Annotated in this window: 18 protein-coding genes, 4 tRNA genes and 1 other RNA gene; 14 read left to right on the forward strand and 9 right to left on the reverse strand. The window is 44.4% G+C overall.

All coding sequences use genetic code 11. The annotated features are described in order from the left end of the window. Window positions 1–26: 26 nt before the first annotated feature. The 4 genes from D8S93_RS20460 to D8S93_RS20475 all read right to left on the reverse strand — a co-directional run bounded on the left by D8S93_RS20460 (window position 27) and on the right by D8S93_RS20475 (window position 618). Window positions 27–111 (reverse strand) — tRNA-Tyr (locus D8S93_RS20460). Between the two features lie 84 nt (window positions 112–195). Continuing rightward, window positions 196–280 (reverse strand) — tRNA-Tyr (locus D8S93_RS20465). Window positions 281–364: 84 nt separating this feature from the next. Then, a tRNA-Tyr gene (locus D8S93_RS20470) sits at window positions 365–449 on the reverse strand. Between the two features lie 84 nt (window positions 450–533). Beyond that, window positions 534–618 (reverse strand) — tRNA-Tyr (locus tag D8S93_RS20475). A gap of 284 nt (window positions 619–902) precedes the next feature. On the opposite strand from D8S93_RS20475, the gene D8S93_RS20480 reads away from it, so the two are divergent. The 3 genes from D8S93_RS20480 to D8S93_RS20490 all read left to right on the forward strand — a co-directional run bounded on the left by D8S93_RS20480 (window position 903) and on the right by D8S93_RS20490 (window position 5,545). Further along, window positions 903–2,012, forward strand: a complete 1,110-nt coding sequence (locus tag D8S93_RS20480) for an efflux RND transporter periplasmic adaptor subunit (RefSeq protein ID WP_152815169.1) — start codon at window positions 903–905, stop codon at window positions 2,010–2,012. Then, window positions 2,012–5,125 (forward strand): multidrug efflux RND transporter permease subunit VmeF, encoded by a 3,114-nt coding sequence (gene vmeF / locus D8S93_RS20485; RefSeq protein ID WP_046874696.1) that lies wholly within the window; start codon window positions 2,012–2,014, stop codon window positions 5,123–5,125. Before D8S93_RS20480 ends, vmeF begins: the two co-directional genes overlap by 1 nt. A gap of 222 nt (window positions 5,126–5,347) precedes the next feature. Beyond that, entirely contained in the window at window positions 5,348–5,545 is a 198-nt protein-coding gene (locus tag D8S93_RS20490) for a type II secretion system protein (RefSeq protein WP_005390570.1), read from the forward strand. A 90-nt stretch (window positions 5,546–5,635) separates the two neighbouring features. Here the strand turns inward: D8S93_RS20490 and D8S93_RS20495 are convergent, their stop codons facing one another. Next, a complete protein-coding gene (locus D8S93_RS20495) occupies window positions 5,636–6,211 on the reverse strand; it encodes a porin family protein (RefSeq protein ID WP_152815172.1) in 576 nt (191 codons plus the stop codon). A gap of 213 nt (window positions 6,212–6,424) precedes the next feature. On the opposite strand from D8S93_RS20495, the gene D8S93_RS20500 reads away from it, so the two are divergent. Next, a complete protein-coding gene (locus D8S93_RS20500) occupies window positions 6,425–6,742 on the forward strand; it encodes a DUF1244 domain-containing protein (RefSeq protein WP_005390574.1) in 318 nt (105 codons plus the stop codon). Window positions 6,743–6,805: 63 nt separating this feature from the next. Here D8S93_RS20500 and D8S93_RS20505 read toward each other — a convergent pair whose 3' ends face one another. Further along, window positions 6,806–7,900 (reverse strand): PLP-dependent cysteine synthase family protein, encoded by a 1,095-nt coding sequence (locus D8S93_RS20505; protein ID WP_005390576.1) that lies wholly within the window; start codon window positions 7,898–7,900, stop codon window positions 6,806–6,808. 138 nt (window positions 7,901–8,038) lie between these two features. Here D8S93_RS20505 and D8S93_RS20510 point away from each other — a divergent pair, with 138 nt between their 5' ends. Both D8S93_RS20510 and D8S93_RS20515 read left to right on the forward strand, forming a co-directional pair. After that, window positions 8,039–8,503 (forward strand): Lrp/AsnC family transcriptional regulator, encoded by a 465-nt coding sequence (locus tag D8S93_RS20510; protein ID WP_053807138.1) that lies wholly within the window; start codon window positions 8,039–8,041, stop codon window positions 8,501–8,503. A gap of 463 nt (window positions 8,504–8,966) precedes the next feature. Beyond that, a complete protein-coding gene (locus tag D8S93_RS20515) occupies window positions 8,967–12,008 on the forward strand; it encodes a cadherin repeat domain-containing protein (protein WP_152815175.1) in 3,042 nt (1,013 codons plus the stop codon). A 64-nt stretch (window positions 12,009–12,072) separates the two neighbouring features. Here the strand turns inward: D8S93_RS20515 and tesB are convergent, their stop codons facing one another. Next, window positions 12,073–12,933: an acyl-CoA thioesterase II gene (gene tesB / locus D8S93_RS20520; RefSeq protein ID WP_005390581.1), complete on the reverse strand. Its 861-nt coding sequence runs from the start codon at window positions 12,931–12,933 to the stop codon at window positions 12,073–12,075. A 240-nt stretch (window positions 12,934–13,173) separates the two neighbouring features. Here tesB and D8S93_RS20525 point away from each other — a divergent pair, with 240 nt between their 5' ends. Beyond that, window positions 13,174–13,608 (forward strand): YbaY family lipoprotein, encoded by a 435-nt coding sequence (locus D8S93_RS20525; RefSeq protein ID WP_012842007.1) that lies wholly within the window; start codon window positions 13,174–13,176, stop codon window positions 13,606–13,608. 30 nt (window positions 13,609–13,638) lie between these two features. Here D8S93_RS20525 and D8S93_RS20530 read toward each other — a convergent pair whose 3' ends face one another. Beyond that, entirely contained in the window at window positions 13,639–13,941 is a 303-nt protein-coding gene (locus D8S93_RS20530; protein WP_005390592.1) for a DNA base-flipping protein, read from the reverse strand. Between the two features lie 257 nt (window positions 13,942–14,198). Here D8S93_RS20530 and D8S93_RS20535 point away from each other — a divergent pair, with 257 nt between their 5' ends. The 7 genes from D8S93_RS20535 to udp all read left to right on the forward strand — a co-directional run bounded on the left by D8S93_RS20535 (window position 14,199) and on the right by udp (window position 22,493). After that, on the forward strand, window positions 14,199–14,942 hold the full coding sequence (locus tag D8S93_RS20535) for a hypothetical protein (protein WP_046874702.1): 744 nt from the start codon (window positions 14,199–14,201) through the stop codon (window positions 14,940–14,942). A 152-nt stretch (window positions 14,943–15,094) separates the two neighbouring features. Then, window positions 15,095–17,098, forward strand: coding sequence for a GGDEF domain-containing protein (locus D8S93_RS20540; RefSeq protein WP_152815178.1), 2,004 nt, complete (start codon window positions 15,095–15,097; stop codon window positions 17,096–17,098). Window positions 17,099–17,235: 137 nt separating this feature from the next. Further along, an RNA gene (gene ffs / locus D8S93_RS20545) (signal recognition particle sRNA small type) lies at window positions 17,236–17,332 on the forward strand. Between the two features lie 208 nt (window positions 17,333–17,540). Next, entirely contained in the window at window positions 17,541–18,275 is a 735-nt protein-coding gene (locus tag D8S93_RS20550) for an RNA methyltransferase (protein ID WP_048626169.1), read from the forward strand. A gap of 248 nt (window positions 18,276–18,523) precedes the next feature. Continuing rightward, window positions 18,524–18,943, forward strand: coding sequence for a CBS domain-containing protein (locus D8S93_RS20555; protein WP_005390603.1), 420 nt, complete (start codon window positions 18,524–18,526; stop codon window positions 18,941–18,943). Between the two features lie 178 nt (window positions 18,944–19,121). Beyond that, window positions 19,122–21,428 carry a zinc/cadmium/mercury/lead-transporting ATPase gene (locus D8S93_RS20560; RefSeq protein ID WP_152815181.1) on the forward strand — a complete coding sequence of 769 codons (2,307 nt, stop codon included), beginning with the start codon at window positions 19,122–19,124 and terminating at the stop codon, window positions 21,426–21,428. 306 nt (window positions 21,429–21,734) lie between these two features. After that, on the forward strand, window positions 21,735–22,493 hold the full coding sequence (gene udp, locus D8S93_RS20565; RefSeq protein ID WP_012842006.1) for a uridine phosphorylase: 759 nt from the start codon (window positions 21,735–21,737) through the stop codon (window positions 22,491–22,493). 156 nt (window positions 22,494–22,649) lie between these two features. Here udp and D8S93_RS20570 read toward each other — a convergent pair whose 3' ends face one another. Further along, window positions 22,650–23,810, reverse strand: coding sequence for a DUF1887 family protein (locus D8S93_RS20570; protein ID WP_005390608.1), 1,161 nt, complete (start codon window positions 23,808–23,810; stop codon window positions 22,650–22,652). Between the last annotated feature and the right edge of the window lie 74 nt (window positions 23,811–23,884).

The following is a 23,884-nucleotide window of genomic DNA, read 5'->3' on the forward strand; positions in this document are numbered from 1 at the left end:
TTAAAGGAAAAACACAAGAAAGAATATGGTGGAGGGGGACGGATTCGAACCATCGAAGGCAGTGCCGGCAGATTTACAGTCTGCTCCCTTTGGCCACTCGGGAACCCCTCCAGGGTGTTTTATACTTGAATGTTAGTTTCCCAACCTAGCTTCCAAGTTGTTCTTATGTTTAAAGGAAAAACACAAGAAAGAATATGGTGGAGGGGGACGGATTCGAACCATCGAAGGCAGTGCCGGCAGATTTACAGTCTGCTCCCTTTGGCCACTCGGGAACCCCTCCAGGGTGTTTTATACTTAAAAGATAGTTTCCCAACCTAACTTCCAAGTTGTTCTTATGTTTAAAGGAAAAACACAAGAAAGAATATGGTGGAGGGGGACGGATTCGAACCATCGAAGGCAGTGCCGGCAGATTTACAGTCTGCTCCCTTTGGCCACTCGGGAACCCCTCCAGGGTGTTTTATACTTAAAAGATAGTTTCCCAACCTAACTTCCAAGTTGTTCTTATGTTTAAAGGAAAAACACAAGAAAGAATATGGTGGAGGGGGACGGATTCGAACCATCGAAGGCAGTGCCGGCAGATTTACAGTCTGCTCCCTTTGGCCACTCGGGAACCCCTCCAGAGGATTTTTATACTTAGCAAGATGTTTTCCCAACTCATCTCCCAAGTGCGGAGCGAATCATAGCAAACTCGCTCAGGCTGTAAAGCGTTTTTCTTGTGTTTTTACGTTGAATGCTGTCTTTTTGGGCAAAGATGGTAGAAAGTCAGCGTTTTGTGTGTCCTTTGAACAGAAGAGAAACGCTCTTTTTACTTGAATTTACACTACTTGACGTTAAACCACGTATCTACTGATAAAATGTAAGCAGTTTAATGACATAAGTTTATTCGTTTAGAAGTCAATATCATGAGCATGAAAGCCACGTTATCGTTATCTGTTTTAACGCTTTCTATATTAATGAGTTCTCCATCAGCTTTCGCAGCTATGCGAGGCTCAGCAGTTACCGTCGTAACTGAACAAGTAGAAACGCACGAGATCAATCAATCCTTATCGCTTATCGGTAAATTAGAAGCGGCGGAGTCTGTGGTTGTTGCATCGGAAGTCGCCGGCAAAGTGAATCAAATCGCTGTTAAAGCGAATCAAAATGTCCAACAAGGTCAGCTGTTAATCAAGTTGGATGATGATAAGGCTCAAGCCGCTTTGATTGAAGCAAAGGCGTACCTTAAAGATGAACAACGTAAGCTAAAAGAGTTTCAACGTTTGGTTAAGCGAAATGCTATCACCCAAACTGAGATCGACGCACAAAAAGCAAGCGTTGAAATTGCACAAGCAAGGCTGGACGCCGCTCAAGCAAATTTGGCCGATCTTCATATTACGGCTCCATTCTCTGGCACTGTTGGTTTCATCGATTTTAGTCGCGGTAAAATGGTTAGCGCGGGTACAGAGCTGTTGACCTTGGATGACCTTTCCGTCATGGAGCTGGATTTACAAGTACCGGAGCGCTATTTATCAATGCTTTCTATTGGTATGGAAGTCATTGCCAAAACCAGTGCATGGGGTGAACAGACGTTTACTGGTCAAGTCACAGGTATTGATACGCGAATCAGCGCAGAAACGCTGAATCTGCGTGTGCGTATTGAGTTTGAAAACCCTGAAAACCGCTTAAAACCGGGCATGTTAATGAATGCATCATTGGCCTTCCCAGCGATTGAAGCGCCAATTATCCCAGTTCAAGCACTAGAATACTCTGGCACCAAGCGTTACGTATACGTCATCGATGACAACAATAAAGCGACTCGACAAGAAGTCATTCTCGGTGCTCGTGTCGATAACGAAGTCGTTATTGAATCAGGCGTTGAAGTTGGCGACAAAATTGTTGTACAGGGCATCGTTAATATGCGAGATGGTGTTGAAGTTAAGGAAATTATCGCACCAGGAAAGTCCAAAACAGCTAACGCAACTGGTAATCAAGGTGTTCAAAGCACGCAAGACGAAGCGGCTAAGGAAGCAAACTAATGTTACTTTCTGACGTTTCTGTAAAACGCCCAGTCGCAGCGTTGGTATTGAGTATGCTGCTGTGTGTATTTGGCTTTGTATCCTTTACGAAACTAGCGGTGCGAGAAATGCCGGACATTGAAAGTCCGGTCGTTTCCATTAGTACGCGTTACGAGGGCGCTTCCGCGACGATCATCGAGAGTCAAATTACGTCTGTATTAGAAGATCAGCTTTCAGGCATCAGCGGAATCGATGAGATCAGTTCGACGACGCGAAACAGCAGTTCGCGTATTACGATCACTTTTGAGCTAGGCTACGATCTCAATACGGGTGTTAGTGATGTTCGCGATGCGGTGGCTCGCGCTCAACGTTCGCTACCTGATGAAGCGGACGATCCAATTGTCTACAAGAATAACGGTTCAGGTCAGGCCTCCCTCTATATTAACCTCAGCTCTGCAGAGATGGACCGCACTCAATTGACGGATTATGCAGAACGTGTACTGATGGATCGCTTTAGCTTGATCTCTGGGGTGAGCTCCATTGATCTCTCTGGTGGTTTGTACAAGGTGATGTACGTGAAGCTTAAGCCAGAGCTGATGGCGGGGCGCTCAGTCACGGCTTCGGACATTACATCGGCACTGCGAAGTGAAAACTTAGAAAGTCCGGGTGGTGAAGTTCGTAATGACTCGACAGTCATGTCGGTACGGACAGCGCGCAGCTATAACACGCCGGAAGATTTTCAGTACCTCGTGATTAAAAGGGCAAGCGACAACACGCCTATCTATTTGAAAGATGTCGCTGATGTTTTTATCGGTGCAGAAAACGAAAACTCGACCTTTAAAAGCGATGGCGTTGTCAATGTTAGTTTGGGGGTAGTTCCTCAGTCTGATGCGAACCCGTTAGAAGTAGCAAAATTAGTTCGAGCTGAAGTTGATAACATCCAGAAGTTCTTGCCGGAAGGAACGCGGCTTGCTATCGACTACGATGCGACGGTGTTTATCGAGCGTTCGATAGAAGAGGTATATAGCACGCTGTTTATTACGGGCGGTTTGGTTATTTTGGTGTTGTACATCTTCATTGGTCAAGCTCGTGCAACCTTGATCCCAGCTGTTACGGTTCCGGTATCGCTGATTTCCTCATTCATTGCCGCTTATTACTTTGGCTTTTCTATCAATTTAATCACCTTGATGGCGTTGATCCTGTCTATCGGATTGGTAGTGGATGACGCGATTGTGGTTGTTGAAAACATCTTCCACCATATCGAACGTGGTGAATCGCCTTTGCTTGCGGCCTATAAAGGCACGCGGGAAGTAGGCTTTGCCGTTATCGCGACAACGCTAGTGCTGGTGATGGTATTCCTGCCGATTTCTTTTATGGATGGCATGGTAGGTCTGCTATTTACGGAGTTTTCTGTCTTGTTGGCGATGTCAGTAATTTTCTCGTCTTTGATCGCCCTAACATTAACTCCTGTATTGGGTAGTCAGATTTTGAAGGCGAATGTAAAACCAAATCGATTTAATCAAGTGGTCGATCGCCTATTTAGTAAACTTGAGAGTGGTTACCGCTCATTATTGAAAGGCGCATTGAAAATGCGTTGGGCTGCACCGCTGGTGATTCTGGCGTGTTTGGGCGGCAGTTACTTCTTGATGAACCAAGTGCCAGCCCAGTTGACCCCTCAAGAAGATCGCGGCGTGATGTTTGCGTTTGTACGCGGGGCTGATGCCACGTCATACAATCGTATGTCAGCCAATATGGACATTGTTGAAGACCGATTGATGCCATTACTCGGGCAAGGGTATCTGAAGTCGTTTAGTATCCAAACGCCTGCATTTGGTGGACAGGCAGGCGACCAAACCGGCTTTGTTATCATGATTCTAGAAGACTGGAACGAGCGAGATGTAACAGCTCAGGAAGCGCTTAACAAAGTGCGTGGCGCACTGGCTGGCATACCTGATGTTAGAGTGTTCCCATTCATGCCTGGTTTCCAAGGTGGTTCGAGTGAGCCTGTTCAGTTTGTATTAGGTGGCTCTGATTACGATGAACTTCTCGTCTGGGCTGAAATGTTGAAAAACAAAGCAGAAGAATCGCCAATGATGGAAGGCGCTGAGATCGATTACTCAGAGAAAACGCCAGAGCTATTGGTTACGGTCGACAGACAGCGTGCCGCAGAACTAGGGGTCAGTGTCAAAGACATCTCTGATACGCTAGAAATCATGCTTGGTGGTAAAAGTGAGACGACTTATGTTGAGCGTGGCGAAGAGTATGATGTGTATCTTCGTGGTGATGAAAACAGCTTTAATAATGCTGCGGATTTAAGCCAGATTTATCTGCGAACCAATAGTGGGCAGTTAGTGACGTTAGACGCGGTCACTAAAATTGAAGAAGTGGCAGCTTCTATTCGTCTATCTCACTACAACAAACAGAAATCCATCACTATTACGGCTAATCTGTCAGAAGGCTACACATTAGGAGACGCGCTGAATTACCTTGATCAACAAGCGATAGACAACTTACCAGGTGACATCTCGGTGAGTTATTCTGGCGAGTCAAAAGACTTTAAAGAGAACCAAGCGAGTGTTGCTGTCGTGTTTGCGTTGGCATTGCTTGTGGCGTATCTCGTGTTAGCGGCTCAGTTTGAAAGCTTCGTGAACCCGTTAGTGGTGATGTTTACGGTGCCGATGGGCGTATTTGGTGGCTTCCTTGGCTTGGTTGTGATGGGGCAAGGCATGAACATTTACAGCCAGATTGGCATGATCATGTTGATCGGCATGGTGACGAAAAACGGCATTTTGATTGTTGAGTTTGCCAACCAGTTGCGAGACCGCGGTGTTGAATTCGAAAAAGCGGTTATTGATGCAGCTGCGCGACGTCTACGCCCGATCTTGATGACAGCATTTACCACGCTTGCTGGTGCCATCCCGCTGATCGTTTCGACAGGGGCAGGTTATGAGAGCCGTATTGCCGTGGGTACCGTGATCTTTTTCGGGATGGGATTTGCGACATTGGTGACCTTGTTTGTCATCCCGGCTATGTACCGATTGATTTCGGCGAAAACACAGGCGCCAGGTCATGTAGAAGCAGAATTGAACAAAGCACTCAGCCACGATACAAAAGGCCGTATTGCTCATCCTTAGCCGCTGTACGTAAAGCTTTGATTGAAAACACCGAACAAAAGTTGTTCGGTGTTTTTTTATATTGAGAGTGATTACTTATAGATCTAATGATTATTTTTGTTTATTATTTCGCCACTTCTTCGAGGGGCACAGGACTCGCTCATCGTATTGACTGAATGTCGGGTCTTGTTAGGTGTCATGCCGGGAAAGCAGCATATACCTATTATTATTTGAGGTGTTCTCTTGAAAAAAGTACGTGGTAGTTACATGGTAGAAATGGTTTTAGTTGCGGGTGTTATGGCGTTGTTAGCGACCACTGCACTTCCGACGTTAACGAATGCACTAAAGGATCGTCAAGATGGCATTTTACACTCTCTCGATGCCGGGCAACCAAGTAGCCATGTGAATCAAGAGACAACAGAAAAGTTCTCCGCTCAGTAACTGATGACACACCGTAGATTGTAAAACAAGCCGAGGTAAAAACCTCGGCTTGTTTGTATTTCAATTCTGGTAACTTGGTGCTACCTAATGTTAGAAGCGTTTCCCTAAGCTAATTTGCACACCTTCGTAGCTGTCGTAAAAATCTTCAAAGCCCATATCTGCGACATTATAGATGTACTCTGCGCGCAACCAGATGTCTTTGCTCATATCCCAATGGACACCAGCACCGATATTGAATAGTGCTCCTGAATCATCGGTGACTTTTTGTTGGTTTGGAACGTACATTTCTGCCTGAGTCCCTAACGCGGTCACGCGGCCGAACAAAGAAAGTGGTGTATCGCCAAGGTTATCACTGGTCAATACTGCTGACATACCCGCTTGGTAATAGTGCAAATCCAAATCTGTTTTCAGTGTGTCGTTTTTAAGTTCGTTTTGGGAGTAGCGAAGCACACCTTCAAACGCAAGGTATTGATTAACATGATAGCCCCAACCAACAGTGATATGTGGTGTGGACCACTCATTGTCTCTGTCTGAGCCAAAATAGGGTGTATCAAAACCGACGTTACCAGTACCCAGATAAAAATAAGATTGATGAGTTTGTTCTTGAGCAGCAAAAGTCGGCACACTGATGGTCAAGGCAGACAATAATAGAATGGCGTTTTTCATAACTTGACGATAACCTTTGTAAAAGACCGTTGTAATGAGTTGTGTTAATATTAATTTAATCAATAAGATAGATGGCGTTTATCATATCAGCTTTTACGCAAAGGTAGTCATTTAGACTGAGAATTGTTGCGCTAAAGCAGACTTCCTAGGCTGGAGAACTTACTATTCGGTATGGTGACTAACGTCAATCAAATAAGAGAGAAGGAAAGGAAAGTGGCTGAATTCAAATATAAAAATCTGACTCAAGAAGAACAAGATAAGTTAGACGCGGCGACATTTCGTCGTTTATTGGCGCATTTAGACGCGAATAAAGACGTGCAGAACATCGACCTCATGATTCTTGCGGGCTTCTGTCGCAACTGCTTTAGCAAATGGTACAAAGCTGAAGCGGAAAATCTCGGTGTGGATTTAGATATTGATGACGCTCGCGAACGTGTTTACGGCATGACTTACGATGAATGGAAACAAAATCATCAGCCAGCGGCAACGCCAGAACAATTGGCGGCGTTTGAAGCGCGTCAGAAAAAGTAATACTCATTTCCAAAAAAACAGCCCGCAAATAAGCGGGCTGTTTTTTACATTCGAATTTGCATCTTAAGCGGTAATTGGACCGCAACATGCCGGTTCGACACAGCCTTTCGCTTGAATGACTTCAAGTTGCGCGAGGTAAGGTTGAATATCACCGATGTTCTCTTTTACCCATGCTAAGTCGTAATACGTATCTAAGTAACGCTCACCAGAGTCACATAAAAGTGTCACGATAGAGCCTGTTTCACCGCGTTGTTTCATTTCGCAGGCCAGTTGAAGCACACCGTAGAGGTTCGTCCCCGTTGATGCACCGACTTTACGCCCAATGAGTTGAGAAACCCAATGCGCGGTCGCGACACTTGCCGCATCAGGAATTTTGCGCATCTCGTCAATAACACCGGCAATAAAGCTTGGCTCGACACGTGGTCGACCGATGCCTTCAATTTTGCTGCCGGTCTCACCTTTTAATGAGTGATTACCTGACTGAAAAGCGTCGTAAAACACCGAGTTTTCAGGGTCTACGACACACAGTTTGGTGTCGTATTTTTGGTAACGAATAAAACGGCCAATGGTTGCGGAGGTACCACCAGTTCCTGGGCTCATTACTACCCAATTAGGAATTGGGTGATCTTCTAGTTCCATTTGGCTAAAGATAGAGTTCGCAATGTTGTTGTTGCCGCGCCAGTCAGTCGCACGTTCAGCATAAGTAAACTGATCCATGTAGTGACCATTTAACTCTTGAGCCAAGCGTCGAGACTCGTCATAAATCTGATCTGAGCGCTCTACAAGATGCGCTTTACCACCGTAAAACTCAATTTGTTCAATCTTTTTACGTGCGGTGGTTTTCGGCATAACAGCAATGAACGGTAAGCCAAGCAAGCGAGCAAAATACGCTTCTGAAACGGCAGTGCTGCCTGAGGACGCTTCAATCACTGTGGTTTCAGGACCAATCCATCCGTTACAAATCGCATAAAGAAACAACGAGCGTGCCAATCGGTGTTTCAGAGAGCCTGTTGGATGCGTGCTCTCATCTTTTAGGTAGATATCGATACCATCAAGAGAAGGCAGTTCGAGTTTAAATAAATGAGTATCAGCAGAACGTTGAAAGTCTGCTTCAATTTTACGCACTGCATTGTTGATCCAGTTGTGGTCAGTACACATGGCGTCTCTCCTTGGAAATCGATAGATAAGCATTAGATGGGAATAATTTACCTATAATATGAGAGAAAAACTTTGCTATAGTTGCTGGTAATAGATGTTTTGATAGAAAAGTTTTCTACACTTTGTGGGTTTTATAGGATGATTTTGGATCGAGTCGATAAGCAGCTGCTTGCGTTGTTACAAACCGACAGCACCTTGTCATTAAATGAGTTAGCAGAGCAGGTAAATCTGACAACAACGCCATGTTGGAAGCGTTTGAAAAGGTTGGAAGAAGAAGGCTACATCGAAAAGCGCGTGGCGTTACTGAGTGCAGAAAAACTCGACCTGTCTTTTATCGCTTTTGTTCAGCTAAAAACCATCGATCACTCCGAAGATTGGTATCACCACTTTGTCACAACAGTGAGTGATTTCCCTGAGGTTATGGAGTTTTATCGTATGGCCGGCGAGTATGACTACATGATGAAAGTGCTAGTCAAAGATATGAAGTGTTTTGACGAGTTTTATAAGCGCTTAGTTAATAGTGTAAAGGGACTGTCTAATGTGACTTCAACATTTGCTATGGAATCCATTAAATATACGACTGAGTTACCACTTCTCAACTAAATAGCTTTATACGAATTTTATTTAATGGTTACTCTACCTGTTAGCATTTTAAGTGTTAACAGGTAGCAGGGTTATTCTAACTAGGTTACTTTTTACTGGATTGGAATAAATATAAACGATATTTATTCTCTCTTCTATTTCCGCATTAAATGTTTTGTTTTTTTATCCTTTATTAAGCGCCCATACAGCAAAACGCATGAAAAAATAACGCAATTTTTTCTCTTTATTTTTCGTGTTTTATTTTTATTGAATATTCATTTTTACTAAATTAATTAATTGGTTTAATTTAAACGTTTGCTTAGTGTTGTTTTGTGTATTTTAGTCACCACTTCTGAACATTTCTTTTTATGCGTAATACAGTAGCAAATACTTAAGTAATAAAGTACTCAAAAATGGATATAGTGATTAATAAAACATCGTATTATTATCGCTAGCACTTATTTGTGACAAAGTGTTTCTAAAAATGAACAGAAAATATTATTTGCTTTTTCTCGCAGCTTTACTCGCTGGTTGTGGTGGTGGAGGTGACTCTAAAACGAACAATACAAACACACCAACCACGATAACTAAGCAGAGCCGTCCACAGTTAAAAGCTGAAGACACGGTATTGAAGTTTGAGGGCGTGGGAACCGTTACAGAGGCAAAATTGAGCAATGTACATGGCTCGGTGTCTTATCAAGTCATTGACTCTAATCCGCTAAATGTTGTGAAAATTAATGACTCTGGAATGCTACAAATTTTGCGTCCAGGAACGGCAACAATTCTGGCTACGGATAGCAGTTCTGCTTATGAATCCTCTGAAGCACGATTTTCTATCACTGTGGAACGAGGTATTAACACAGACCTTTCGGTTAGTGATCTAAACTTCAATGCAATCGAATCTGAAGGGAAAGCGCTGACCGTTCGTGGCCAAAAAGGTGAATTGAGTTATGAAGTAGAAAGTGGTCATAACTTGATTCGGGTTGATCAGAACGGTTCGGTATATTCATTAGGCTCAATTGGTCAGGCGTCGGTACTGATTACTGACTCAGGTAACGAGCTTTATCTGCCGAAGCAAGTTCGCGCGACGGTGAAGCTTCATGGAGTAGCATCCGGGCAACTTCAATTCGCCTTGCTGGAAGACGAATATAGAGAAGGGCTGACGTTAGAACCTGCACGTTTAGATAAAGCTCAAACGCAAAGCATCACATACAAAATCATTCGCAGCGAACCAGACAACAAAGTTGCCGAGTTACTCAACCCTGAGTCAGGTGTGCTCCTTGTTCATAATGTTGGGCAGTTAACCGTTGAGGCGACAGCAACTTACAGCGATGCCTTTTTAGATAAGCAGCAAACGGCGCAATTTGTTGTGGATGTAAAACAAGGTCAACGCGAAACAATCAGCGTAGCGGATGTTGTGAAAACTTATGAGGAAGGTGGCCGAATTTTCCCTAAGGTGACGAATGCTCGCGGCGACTATTCACTGCGAATTATTAGCGGCACAGATGTTATCGCTAAGTCTATGAGCAGTGAAGCACTGCTGATCAAAGGTGTAGGTACGGCTGAAGTTGAAATCTACGAGCATGAAATGCGTAATTATCCTGCAAGTAAAGCTCGCTTCAATGTTGAAGTTAATCGCGCGCCTCATCCAGTGATGAACGACATTGAAATGTCGCTTATTTATCAGCCTAGCCTCTCAATTCCTTTGGCATTTTCAGGACAAAAAGGCAACGTAAGCCTAGTCGGTAGTTTACCGGACGGTTTAAGAATGACCGATGGCAAGTTAGAAGTAGAGACGGCTGGTGAATATCGTCTTAAGTTTGAAGATGATGGTGGGGATTTATATCAACCAATTCAGTTTAATGTAGTCATCAAAGTAGCGAAAGCTGCGGGACAAGCCATGGTGACACAAGATTATGAAATGGTGTATAGCAAAGACTATAGCTTTGATCTTCGTCGTGACTTTGGTTTAAGTACAAGTAACGATCATGTAGAACTCGTTGATAACACTGCTACAGATGTTATAGAGGTTACTGCGGATGGACGTGCCTATGTTTACAAAGCGGGTAAAGCGACGTTAACAGTTCGCAGACAGGAGAGCGCGAATTATACTGCGGGTCCAGATCAGAAAGTGTACGTTAATATTCTTAGTGCGCCGAGTCGGATTGATGTGCAATCCGATGTGGAAGAGACTTGGAAAACCAGCCAGCCTTATGTTCAAAAACCGACCATCTCTGGTACGGTTGGCGAAGTTTCGTATCGATTTGCAGAAAATGCAGCAACGGATGTGGTTTCCCTAGACAGCAAAACGGGCGAGATGCGCATCCTCAATGCTGGCAGCACAAGAGTTGTTGTATCGGATGCAGGGGACGATAAATTTACTCCGGGTGAAAGCAGTTTCTCTGTCACGATCAAACAGGGCACAAACCCTGTATCGATTGCTTATCCAACGGTAGACTTTTCAGCGGGTACTATTATCTCACCAGTGATGAGTGGAGGAGAGGCGAAAGCCAGCTATCGTCTTATTAACCAAAAAGATCCTGTGGTTGAGTTAGTCTCTTCTGAAACGGGGCGTTTGAAGATTTTGCACGCAGGCGAGTACCAATTAGAAGTGACGCTAACTGCACGTAACTATACAACTAAAACCGTATTGGTTAACGGCACCATTAATAAAGCGGATCATCCCGGTCTTACCACGAAACTTCAAACCGTTGAGTTTACGCCTTTCAAGGCAATTGACTTAGATTTCGGTAGAACGGTCGGTACTCGCACTTACTCATTTGGCGATACTGTGAGCAAAGATCTTGCCACGTTAGACAATGCGAATGCAGAGTTGACGCTAACCAATTACTCTCAATACCATTCTATTGCGCTAGACATCTCTGAGAGTGAATCGCGAGATTACAAAGCGTTACCAAGAACAAAAGTCACGGTTAGTGTCGATTTGGCAGAGTCGGGTGTTGCAGATAAATACACACAACTTAATAGCGAACAAACCGTTATTGTGAGCACGCTTAGTGCCCCACAGTTTGCCAATTTAGAAGAGAGTGAATTTGGTATCTTGAGTTCGCGTTCGGTACGTGAACCGACGGATGACGAGCTGCAAAAATACGGTAAAGGTAAGGTTGTGCTATTTATGTTTAAGCCAGTTGGTAGCGATGACCGAAGACAAGAAAAGGCAGCATGGGTGCATGTTGCTCGATTCGATGGATGTACATCAGAGCTATTTGCTGATGACCTTAAGCCTTTTAATGCAATTGGTTATGATGATCCAGGGTATTGTACCAGCGGTAGCACTATCCGTATGACTCGGTTCTTAGTGATTGATGATTCTAATTTGGAAGACATAGAGTATGAGTTGGCTGCACCAATCATTACTTACCGTCGTGGGGTGCGTGAATTTTTAGCAACGGATAAAGGTGGATTCTATGCTGACCCAAATGTCGTTTACGGGAAAAGCGAATACGGTTACCCGAAATCACTTTACGAATGGTCGGTCATTACTATGAAGTATCAACCAAATTAATTATCGTTTGATACCCACAAAAAAGGAGTGCTGAGCACTCCTTTTGTCGTTTAGGGTTTAGTGGTTACTTGGTATAGCGCATTACACCTTCTTGCACTGCGGTTGCCACTAAATGACCTTGCTGGTTATAGATTTCGCCACGCACTAACCCACGAGTGTTACTCGCTGTTGGGCTTTCTATCGCGTACAACAGCCATTCATCCATTTTGAACGGACGGTGGAACCAGATTGAATGGTCAATGGTGGCAACTTGGAAGTTTGGCGTCATTAATGACACTTCATGCGGGTGCATTGCTGTCACGAGGAATCCCCAATCTGATGCGTAGGCCAACAGGTACTGATGTATAAGCAGGTTCTCTGGCATTTCACCATTGGCACGAATCCAAAGATACTGTTTAGGCTCTGCTTTTTTGGGTTTTAGGGGGTTGATGACCGTAACAGGACGGGTTTCAATTGGCTTTTCACCACAAAATGTTTTGCGTAGTCGCTCTGGCAGAAATTCGGCTATATGGCTAGCAAGCTCACTCTCAGAGGCGAAGTTTTCTGGACCAGGAATGTCTGGCATTTCCTTTTGATGATCAAAACCAGGTTGATCGCCATGGTAAGACGCCGTTAGGTAGAAAATAGGGCGTCCATTTTGAATCGCCTTAACGCGTCTGGTGCTGAAGCTACGGCCATCCCTTAGGTTTTCTACATCATAAATGATGGGCTTTTCTGGATCACCAGGGTACAAAAAATAGCTATGGAAGGAGTGCACCGCGCGTGTTTCTTCAACGGTGTAGCGCGCAGCAGAAAGCGCTTGCCCAATCACTTGGCCACCATACACTTGAGGCAAACCTAGGTTTTCACTTTGGCCACGAAACAAGCCTTCTTCTAATTTTTCGAGTTGTAGTAGGCTGAGCAATTCTCGTAATGGTTTACTCATTGTGTCTCCTCACCGTTGTCTTTCACTCCAACTTACCTCAACAGTCTCACTCTTGTGAAGTGCCATAGTTAAGAACTATTGAGTAACTTAGAAATAGTATTGTTCCGATTATGAAACAAAATCAATTGTTTGATAAATTCTAACTCAGTCAAACTATTGTCAAATAAACTGACAGGAAGCAGACAGTTTTATATTCCACACCTATAATTGCTCCGGTTTAATACTCTTTTCGAGGAAGATATGAAAAAAACACTACTGCTTGTTACTTCTTTACTCTTTGGGGCTGCGTTAGTGGGTTGCCAAACTTCTCAAAATACAGAAATGGAATCTGCAGAGGCGTCAATGAAGACGATTACAGGTACAGTGGCTTACCGTGAGCGTATTGCTCTGCCGCCAAACGCAGTGGTTACCGTCGCGTTAGAAGATGTGTCTTTGGCTGACGCGCCAGCAAAAGTACTAGCAAAGCAGACATTCGAAACGGAAGGTAAACAAGTTCCTCTTTCTTTTGAACTGAACTACGATAACAATGAAATCAAACCAAACCATCGTTACAGCGTCCGTGCGCGTATTGAAGTGGATGGTAAATTGCGTTTTATCAGCGATACGCATAACGGTGTAATCACAGATGAAGCACAAACTCACCAGTTGGATATTCGTCTAGTTGGTACGCGTTAATATCAAACTCAGCGAACAAAAAATGGCAGCCTAAGGCTGCCATTTGTATTTTCTTAGCGAAATTTTTCCAATCTCAGATACTTCAATTCCTTCGGCTTCTAATTTCTTTGTTTGTCGTTCTAAATTACTGCCTTTTAAGGATATTTTTCCTTGACTATTTATCACTCTAAACCACGGGAGTTTGCTGTCCTCTGGCAAATTACCAAGCGCCTTACCAACATGTCTTGCGTAGCCCGGGTAACCTGCCATTTTTGCGATTTCCCCGTAGGTGGAGACTTTTCCTTTTGGAATTTGGTGAATTACAGCAAAGATTTGCGCTAAAAATTGGTCCATACTCAAAAGTGTCTATTGTGGATTACTAAGGAATGGTAAACCATCGGACTTGTATATTGCTAACGGTTCTTAACGTTTATATTGCCCGCGATTGACTTTTGTTGATCACATTTTCTCTTCAGTCGTGCCGTATGTTAATGAGCGTTAAAAAGCATAAAACAAACACAAGCTAAGCTTGAATCTAGACCCTCTCAACGACTTTTAATCCCAGTTTTTGCCGTTGAGTTACCAAGTAGGTGGGGAAGCCAGGAGGCGCTATGATTTTATCGACACTTCAATTTTTCATTACGACTTTACTCGCAGTGGTGTGCGTTCGAGCGATGAGTTTGAGCGAGGGAGATATTCCCGTTCTTGCACTCATGATCCCGGCGTTGTGGATCTTGCCACAAGGCGGGTTTGCAGGCTTGGTGTTGCTGGGCGCAATGATGGCTTTTGGCGCTACGCTCTCAATGCAGCCAATCGCGCTATCGATTGGTATTTTGATCCTTTTTCCACTTTTAATGGTAGTGTTCTCTCGTAGAAGTTCGTTGGGCGTCCTGCTCACCGCAGGCCTAATCGTACTTACTCTACAAGTCGGTATTATGGTCACGCAACAAGGTGGGAAGCTGGATGGATCCGCTTGGGTTACAGTGGTTCAAACTGTCGCGGTCATGGCGATGTGGTGGTCTGCTGTACATTGGACCCCATCCAATAAGCACAGCTGGTGGCCGATGCTGTTGTTGTTCCCATTATGGATTGCTGGCTTGCCATATGCCGTTCTTGTGGCATTGAGCGTGACAGGAATGCTGGCTTCAATGGAAACCCTCGCGAAGCTTAAACACTCCATTCGTTGGAGTAAACTATTGTGCTGGACATTACCGACTGTTGGCTTTGCTGCCTTAGTGGTGAGTCCGACTACAGATGTACCAAACCCTGTTTTTGTTGTTTGGATCTGTTTGTTAGGAACGGCTTGGATGACGGACTATATCTTACGTAGCAGCGATGAACAGGCAGAATTATGAGTATTTCGTCAGGTAAAAAGTGACACGTGCGGCAGACTATCGAATTGGTTGTGGAACAAAATGAAGATTAGTATATGTTCTTCATTTCATATTTACTAAACTTCCAATAATAATAACCACATTATAAGTGGTTGATTTAAGATAAGTTTGTCATGACTACCTTTGCTCGAACACTGTTGCTTTTTACTTGTTGCCTACTGAGTTTGAATGTAAAAGCTGAATCACTTTTAATTGCTCATTATAAAGTTGCGACAGAAGCGGATGATGTCGTCACCCGTGTTCTTTTTAATGCTGCATCGAAAGAGTTCGGCTTTACCGTTCAATATGTGAACTATTCCAGCTTTGATGCCATTCTAAATTCCGTCGCGAATGGGGAAGCGGACTTTGCTGCGAATATCACTTACACAGAAGAGCGTGCTCAACGCTTTAGTTACTCCCGTCCAACTAATATCGAATATACCTACCTTTTTGGATTAAAAGACTCGACGTTGAGTGACATTTCACGAGTTGGCGTCCCTAAAGATACGGTTTATGCCGAATTACTTAAACAATACTACCCGGAGCTAAAACAGGTCTCTTATCAAGGTCATGAGCAAGCGGTAACGTTACTGAGATCAGGCGTTGTTGAAGGCGTAGTCGATGCCATCAATCAGCTTAAGCCGATGCTGCTGGAGGGCTTTGACGCTAAGATGTTGAATGATCAGATTTCGATAAAGCCAGTATCGATCATCAGTAAAAAAGATCATCATCTCGAAGAGTTGGATACGTTCGCTACGTTTATCCATGGGGAAGGAGTGCAAAAGCAACTTCGTGAAGAGATCTCCCAATATCAATTTGAATTAAGGCGAGCGGCATTGCGAGAATCTATTCGCTTATTACCTCTCGATTTTAGTGAGCCTATACGGATCAAGCTCGAATCTATCTTTCCATATGTTGTTTACAACGAAGACGGCAGTATCGAAGGGATGACGGCAGATGTCGTCCTGAGAAGCTGTGAGATCTTGGCATTAAACTGCGTGATCATTAGTGAGCCAAATGAAAGCTGGGGTTCCATGTACCATGAGTTTATGCAGGGGAGTTTTGAAATTTTAGCGCCGTTAACGGTCAGTCGCGAGCGACATGAATTTAGTTACTTTCCCAAGCCCCATTACTCACCAGCATCCGTTATGGTCAAGCGTTTAGGTTACAAGCCGAACACTTACTCTCATGTGTCACAGTTGATCTCTGAGCGGATTGGTGTGGTTGAGGACGACTTTTTCGACCAAATGATGACACAACTTTTACCGCTAAAAGAGCTGAAACGTTATCGTACCCAACAAGAACTCATTCAGGGTTTATTGAATGAAGAGGTCGATTACATTCCGATGGATACCGCGATGCTCAACCACTTTTTACGTCTGAGCGAGTTGGTTCCGATAGAGCAGGACACGGCGATTGGTGAGTTTTACCAGTCACAACTTTCTGTTGGATTGGTGGCGAACGAGAAAGGTGCCATGCTTGCTCCTTTTTTCAGTCGAGCGATAGCGATGTTGGAAGTTGATAAGATCATTGCCCAGTACGACCTGCGCCCAGATTGGCGTACCGCGCTTGAATATGAGGTTCGGCTGGCGACGCAAACGCAGGCTGTGTTTGTCTTTGTATTGTTGTTTGCGATTTGCGTTTCGCTTTATCTTTACCGTCAATCGAATACCGACAATTTAACGGGGTTAAGAAATCGCCGCGCGTTGCAAGTAAAACATCGAAAAGGCGTAAACAAAGATCTATCCATACTTTACTTGGATATTAACCACTTCAAACGAATCAATGATACGTACGGTCACCGTGCTGGTGATGAGGTGTTGCAATTATTGGCGCTAAAAATTCATTATGTATGGTCAGGGAAAAGTTACCGCATAGGGGGAGATGAGTTCATCTTGTTGGGCTACCCGACTCAAGCAGAATTAAATAGGGCAATGAAAGAGCTCAGCAGAATTGATGTAAAAGGTAAACTGTGTAGTGAGTTAGAGTCTGTGGGCATCTCTATCGGTGTCTCTGCAAAAAGAGAACAGCACATGAGCTTAGAGCAAGCCATGCATTTAGCTGATGAAGATATGTATTCAAGTAAGCAGTCAACACGCCGCTATCCTTCTTCGCATCGTTACGTGGCTCAATCATAGAGGAATGAATTGATCGAGTTTTGTCCAAACGGTAATGAAATGACGAAATTCAAGGCTTTTGCTCTTGCATTATGAGGACTGATACTGAATAATCGCCCCATCGATTGAGGCAAGTCCTCTCGAAAAGAATTATGGGGCTCTGGTCCTCTCGCAACAATAGCTCGTGAACTCGGTCAGGTCCGGAAGGAAGCAGCCGCAGCGGGTGACTTGTGTGCCGGGATGTGGCTGGGGTCCCACCCTTTAAAAGCCCTGCGTATATCGCAGGGCTTTTTTCGTTTTTGAACCCTCTTTTACTGCGTTTGCTCTTCAAAGTCTTCTGATGAATCAAGTTTCTTGAGGTTATTTAGGTATAATTTATAATCTCACGCGCTTGATACCGAACTGTCGTGAAGATTGTTTCGAGTACATTCGCCGAATAACCATTTTCACCTGGGATACTTTAATGATTTCAAAAAACCAATTAAAACTGCTTCGTGCTTTAGGTCAAAAGAAACAGCGTAAAGCGCATGGCTTATTCCTAGTTCAGGGTGAAAAGAACGTTTTAGAGCTGGCAAGTAGTTCATTAAAGGTGAAGCATGTCTTCGCAACCGAGGCATTTCTCGAACAAAACGCTAGTGCGCTAAGTGGTTTTGATTGCATTGAAGCATCGCTTGACGACCTGACCAAAGCGAGCACACTCGTGAGCAATAACGCGGCCATTGCCGTGGTTGAAATCCCGAGTGTAAAAGTGCCTCAAGCAAAAGGCTTGATGATTGCGCTAGATGGCGTATCTGACCCAGGTAATCTAGGAACGATTATTCGTGTCGCAGACTGGTATGGCATCAAGCACATTATTGCGAGTACAGATTGTGCTGATCCGTACAACCCTAAGACGATCAGCGCGACCATGGGCAGTTTTGGCCGCGTACAAGTGAGTCTGGTGGATTTGCCAAGTTATTTAGAAGAAGCCAATTTGCCAGTTTATGGCGCGTTTCTGGAAGGGGAGAGCGTTCATAAAACGGAATTCGCTGCTGAAGGTATTTTGTTGATGGGCAGCGAGTCCCACGGCGTACGTGAAGACGCTGCGAAGCTTGTGACAAATAAGATCACGATTCCGGCATTTGGTGGTGCTGAGTCGCTGAATGTCGCAATGGCAACCGGTATTATTTTAGACAACATGCGTCGACATCATTGTTAATATAACTATGCGCCAATAATGAAGCCAGTCAATTTGACTGGCTTTGTTGTATTTACCACCTGTCAAAAATGAGCCCATTTGCAAGTTGTACTCAATTAAACAACAGTGAATGCCGAGGATGACTTAATTTTGATTCAGATCAATAGGCTGCATCTATAAATAAAATTACTCATTTCCATTTAGTAAATTCAGGAAATTAGGCGACACTTATCTAAAGGCCGCAATAAAATGCCCTTAAGGAGATAAGAATGCATTCATTAAAAGTAAAAGATTACATGACGTTACAAGCGGTGACCTTCACTAAAGATATGTCACTTTCGGCTGCTTTGAATAAAGTCATGCAAAGCGTCACATTAGGTGGGCCCGTCATTGATGAGAATGAAAAGGTAGTTGGATTCTTATCAGAGCAAGACTTGTTAGATAAATTGGTGAAAGCGAGTTATCACTGCCAAGATACGCATACCGTTCAAGAGTGTATGCATGACGATGTTTTATCTGTTTCTCCAGACATGTCAGTGATTGAGTTGGCTGACATGATGAAGATTGGTAAGCCAAAAATGTATCCAGTGGTTGACGGCAAAGGTAAATTGGTTGGCGTTATCACTAGGCGAGATGTGCTGCGCGCCATCGGGATGACTTTAAATGAGTGTTTTAAGCATCCAGTTTAACCTTTTTGATCAAATATCATAGGTGCTTGATTTTAAATAAGTCATTTGGAAAGACGCTTCGGCGTCTTTTTTATTTTCAATCGATGAGTTTTTAAAAAATCACCTTGACCTTGGAGCTAGCTCTAAGGTTTATCCTTAGTCATAGGCAAAGAGCCTACACCAATAAGGAAAATAAATTATGTGTACGAAACATCAAGGTTGCCAATCTAGCAAAATCAAAACTGCGGTGCCGCTTGGCGCGAGCGAGTCGTGCTGCGCACCAGTGAAATCTTCACTCAATATTTCTCAAGCTGGCGTAGAAGTGTCCGAAAGTTCATGTTGCAGCGGAGGGAGCTGTAGCGCCGACCCTGGTGAGGAAGAAGAGCCCTCAAGGGAGAATGATTCCTCAATTCGAAACTCGTGGCTTGTGTCAGGTATGGATTGCCCTTCATGTGCACAAAAGCTTGAGAAGGCTATTACGTCTTTGGAAGGTGTTAGCCAAGCAAAAGTCTTATTTGCAACAGAAAAACTGGTTGTCGATTTTGACGATCGCGAGCTGACCTCTACGATAGAGCATACAGCCCAACAAACAGGTTTTCCGCTTTCTTCACTCGATGCTCCAAAACCAAATACCGCAACGAAGGGCTGGCGTGGGGTAGTAAAAGACAACATTCAAATTCTCTCTATTGCTAGTGCGATGGTTGTCGCGGCAATAATTTCTAAGATCGACCCTCAAATAAGTACTTGGTTATTCACGTTGACCTGTTTACTGGGTTTATACCCAATTGCGCTTAAAGCGTTCAAGTTGGCGCGTAGCGGTACGCCTTTTGCGATTGAAACGTTAATGAGTGTGGCAGCGCTCGGCGCTTTATATTTAGGTGAAACCGCTGAAGCGGCAATGGTGTTATTGCTTTTCCTTATTGGTGAAAAGTTAGAAGCATATGCATCATCCCGAGCTCGAAGTGGTGTCCAAGCGCTAATGGACTTAGTCCCAGAAAATTCAATTTTAATTGTTGATGGTGAGCGTAAAGAGGTGCCTGCAGCTCAGCTTAAGCCGGGGGATATTATAGAAGTTGCACCCGGTGGTCGTTTGCCAGCGGATGGTGTGTTGCAAGATGCGCTTGCAAGTTTTGACGAAAGCGCGTTAACGGGAGAATCCGTTCCCGTTGAGCACCAAACGGGTGGCAAAGTGATGGCCGGGGCTGTGGTTGTCGATAAAGTCGTTCGTTTACAGGTGACTTCTCGTCAAGGCGAGAATGCGATTGACCGAATTCTCCATTTGATTGAAGACGCAGAATCTCGTAAGGCACCATTAGAACGTTTTCTGGATAAATTCAGCCGTTGGTATACGCCGCTGATGATGTTGGTGTCCTTGATGGTTATCGTCACGCCACCACTGTTGTTTGCTCAACCATGGGAAACGTGGATTTATCGAGGACTTGCCCTGTTACTGATCGCCTGTCCGTGTGCGTTGGTTATTTCAACGCCTGCAGCGATTACTTCTGGCTTGGCGGCTGCGGCGAAGCGGGGGGCATTAATCAAAGGTGGTGCGGCGCTTGAGTTGCTTGGTAAGGTTGAGTCCGTCGCATTTGATAAAACCGGTACATTGACGCAAGGTAAGCCGCAGGTGACCGACGTCTTTGCTTTTGATGTAGATGAAGACAAGTTACTTAGCCTGACAGCCTCAATCGAAGTTGGCTCAAGCCATCCTCTCGCGGTTTCTTTAGTTAATAAAGTGCAACAGCAGGGGCTTCCTATTCCTGAAGCGCTAGATAAAACCGCGCAAGTGGGCTCTGGTGTCACTGGTTACGTCGATGGGAAAATAGTCCAAGTAGTCACGCCTTCTAAGGCCGATTTCCCACTTTCTCAAGAAACCGAAGAGCGAGTGGTGACGTTGGAACAACAAGGTAAAACGGTTGTCATTGTGCGTTATGATTACGAGGTCATTGGCGTGATTGCATGGCAAGATACATTGCGCCCAGATGCCCAAGAAGCTATCGCTACGTTGAAGGATCTTGGGATAACGTCGGTGATGCTAACCGGTGACAACCCGAGAAGTGCTGAAGCAATGGCGACCAGAATAGGCTTGGATTATAAAGCAAGCTTATTACCAGCAGATAAAGTGCATTACGTCGAGAAACTATCACAGCAACACACCGTTGCAATGGTGGGAGATGGTATTAATGATGCGCCAGCGATGAAAGCTTCGAGTATCGGTATTGCGATGGGAGGCGGTACGGATGTTGCGCTGGAAACGGCCGACGCGGCATTAACGCACAATCGTCTGATTGAGTTACCTGCCATGATAGAACTATCGCGTGCGACGTTAAGTAATATTCGTCAGAATGTTGCGTTAGCGCTTGGTTTGAAAGGCGTTTTCTTGGTGACAAGTTTACTGGGCATTACGGGTCTATGGGTGGCAGTATTAGCCGACAGCGGTGCAACTGCACTGGTTACGTTAAATGCGTTGAGATTGCTCCGTTTTGAGTCCAAGCAGGCCAAGTGACCTACCTAACTAGCTAATAGAAAGCCCGAGGCATTTGTGTCTCGGGCTTTTTTAACCGTATCGACTAAATCTAATAATATGTTTTAGTTTGTTTTTGAAATCACGCATCGCTATGCAACAAAATGAGCCAAACTCCCCAAAAGTGTGATCATTGCTTGTTTTGGGTGAAATTATAGTTTCATTACATTTTCTCATTGTGATTGTGATCACTCTATGTTGGTGAAAGGTTCGCTACAGTGCATTTGTACCCAATAACTGATTAATGAGCTTATTGTTCATAAAATAAGCCACAATAAGGAGCGACTTATGTCTCAAGCTGTATTTCATTTAGGTGTTACTGAAGCTGATCTTAATGGTGCGACTCTAGCCATCATTCCTGGTGATCCAGCGCGCGTTCAAAAAATCGCAGAACAAATGGAAAACCCAGTATTTCTAGCAAGTCACCGTGAATACACGCTATACCGTGCCGAATTAGACGGTAAACCTGTTGTGGTTTGTTCTACAGGTATTGGTGGCCCTTCTACCTCTATCGCAGTTGAGGAACTCGCGCAGCTTGGTGTTCGTACTTTCCTACGTGTTGGTACAACTGGCGCAATTCAACCGCATGTAAACGTAGGTGACATGATCGTAACAACGGGGTCAGTTCGCCTTGACGGTGCGAGCCTGCACTTTGCGCCAATGGAATTCCCAGCAGTTGCTGACTTTGAAGTAGCAACTGCAATGAAAGCGGCAGTAGAAGAGTCTGGCGCTGCGGTTCACATGGGCGTGACGGCTTCAAGTGATACGTTCTACCCAGGTCAAGAGCGCTACGACACGTTCTCTGGTCGCGTTGTTAAGCGTTTCCAAGGTTCTATGCAAGAATGGCAAGACATGGGCGTACTTAACTTTGAGATGGAGTCTGCAACATTGCTAACAATGTGTGCGAGCTCTGGTCTAAAAGCAGGTTGTGTGGCGGGTGTAATCATCAACCGTACACAAAAAGAGATTCCAGATCATTCAACTCTGAAAGAGACGGAAGCTCGTTCAATTAAGGTGGTAGTAGAAGCAGCGCGTAAAATGCTGTAAGCCGCGATAATTGGCATTTTAAACAAACGGAAAAACCAGAGGCACGCCTCTGGTTTTTTTCTACCTATCTAAACCCACACTTAAAAATTAGGTATGAAAAAAGCAGCCTGTAACGCTGCTTTTGATCATTTTGAATTCTAGCTTTTATCGCTGATACTAGATCTCGTCCGAGCCACCTGCGTCTTTAAACCAAGCCGTTAGGTGCGTTCTTAAGTCTTTAAGCTCATCAGGGCCAATCAGAGCTAGCCCCAAATCTTCTGCACGAGTAATGTCATTGTGACGAAGCGGTCGGAAGCTCACCAGCATTGCACGTGCTTGTAAACCACCTAGCAGATCTCTGAGGGACTCTAGCTTGTACAAGGTGTCATCGCCGTCATCTCGCATGCCTTTGGTTTTACACTCAATGATGTGGAGCTTGTTGTTTACCACTGTTGCAACATCCAACTCATTGCGTACTTCACTTTCACCAAGTTTGCGATAAACCTGAACATTCAAAGAGCGATCTTGAATCGTCGGCATCGTATCTTGAATTTGCTTGACTGTGCTGTGTACCAGAGTCTCTAACCATTCACCGTTTGAAAAGCGGCGTGCATCTTCATCAGCAAACGTTAGAACGCCATTCTCATAAGTGGCGATTTGCGCTTCCACTAAGTCCGAAAGCAGCATGTTGAGCTCACGGTAGCCTTGTTGCTTTTCAGAAAGCTCCACATCAAGTTTTTGCTCTTTGCGGCATGTGGTTGCAAGGTAGTTAAGAGTCGCTAAGCCTGGACCAAGCTCAAGCGCATTTGAGGCCCAGCGTTCACCAAGTTCATACAGTTTTTTATCAAGAAGAGGAGGTAAATCAACGTGGTGGAACTCGCCGCGTGCGCCGAAGATAGTGAGGTAGTCAGCAATCGTAATGTGGTCTTCGACTTGAGTATCTTCTTTGCCATCTGGGTATAACCAGCAAAGCTTATCGCTACTTGGCTCAACCACAAAAATTGGCCAGCGATAGGTACGGAAAACCTCGTACACAGACAATAAGCGATGACGAAGACCGCAACTGGCGTTCAATTTTACATCTTCGCCGCGTTCATGGAGATCTTTTGCCAGTTTTTGAATCGCTTGTTTGATCAGCGAAGTATTGACGGCGGATGGGATTTCAAAAAATTCGGAAGTAATGTCTCGTTGCTCTAAAACGGCACTCAGTCGGTCAAATATATCTAACTGGCTCTTGTCTCCGATGAAGACGATATGTGTGCTTAGCGTACGATTATCTAATAGAGGAGTGACCAATCTCACTGGGTCTTGGTCGATAATACCAACATGAACAGCCATAGATTTTCCTTTTTATGAGGCCGCTCGAAAAGAGATGTGCAAGGGGATGAGCTGGCCATATTAATCATATGTAG

It is taken from the genome of Vibrio sp. VGrn 2, from assembly GCF_009361695.1.
Classification (GTDB): Bacteria; Pseudomonadota; Gammaproteobacteria; order Enterobacterales; family Vibrionaceae; genus Vibrio; species Vibrio diabolicus.

Bases quoted from the DNA above. Each gene is read 5' to 3' on its own strand.
- D8S93_RS20530 (WP_005390592.1), bottom strand. From the start codon at position 13,941: ATGGACCAATTTTTAGCGCAAATCTTTGCTGTAATTCACCAAATTCCA.
- D8S93_RS20570 (WP_005390608.1), bottom strand. From the start codon at position 23,810: ATGGCTGTTCATGTTGGTATTATCGACCAAGACCCAGTGAGATTGGTC.
- D8S93_RS20525 (WP_012842007.1), top strand. From the start codon at position 13,174: ATGAAAAAAACACTACTGCTTGTTACTTCTTTACTCTTTGGGGCTGCG.
- D8S93_RS20515 (WP_152815175.1), top strand. From the start codon at position 8,967: ATGAACAGAAAATATTATTTGCTTTTTCTCGCAGCTTTACTCGCTGGT.
- D8S93_RS20505 (WP_005390576.1), bottom strand. From the start codon at position 7,900: ATGTGTACTGACCACAACTGGATCAACAATGCAGTGCGTAAAATTGAA.
- D8S93_RS20540 (WP_152815178.1), top strand. From the start codon at position 15,095: ATGACTACCTTTGCTCGAACACTGTTGCTTTTTACTTGTTGCCTACTG.
- D8S93_RS20480 (WP_152815169.1), top strand. From the start codon at position 903: ATGAGCATGAAAGCCACGTTATCGTTATCTGTTTTAACGCTTTCTATA.
- vmeF (WP_046874696.1), top strand. From the start codon at position 2,012: ATGTTACTTTCTGACGTTTCTGTAAAACGCCCAGTCGCAGCGTTGGTA.
- D8S93_RS20560 (WP_152815181.1), top strand. From the start codon at position 19,122: ATGTGTACGAAACATCAAGGTTGCCAATCTAGCAAAATCAAAACTGCG.
- udp (WP_012842006.1), top strand. From the start codon at position 21,735: ATGTCTCAAGCTGTATTTCATTTAGGTGTTACTGAAGCTGATCTTAAT.
- tesB (WP_005390581.1), bottom strand. From the start codon at position 12,933: ATGAGTAAACCATTACGAGAATTGCTCAGCCTACTACAACTCGAAAAA.
- D8S93_RS20510 (WP_053807138.1), top strand. From the start codon at position 8,039: ATGATTTTGGATCGAGTCGATAAGCAGCTGCTTGCGTTGTTACAAACC.
- D8S93_RS20550 (WP_048626169.1), top strand. From the start codon at position 17,541: ATGATTTCAAAAAACCAATTAAAACTGCTTCGTGCTTTAGGTCAAAAG.
- D8S93_RS20555 (WP_005390603.1), top strand. From the start codon at position 18,524: ATGCATTCATTAAAAGTAAAAGATTACATGACGTTACAAGCGGTGACC.
- D8S93_RS20535 (WP_046874702.1), top strand. From the start codon at position 14,199: ATGATTTTATCGACACTTCAATTTTTCATTACGACTTTACTCGCAGTG.
- D8S93_RS20495 (WP_152815172.1), bottom strand. From the start codon at position 6,211: ATGAAAAACGCCATTCTATTATTGTCTGCCTTGACCATCAGTGTGCCG.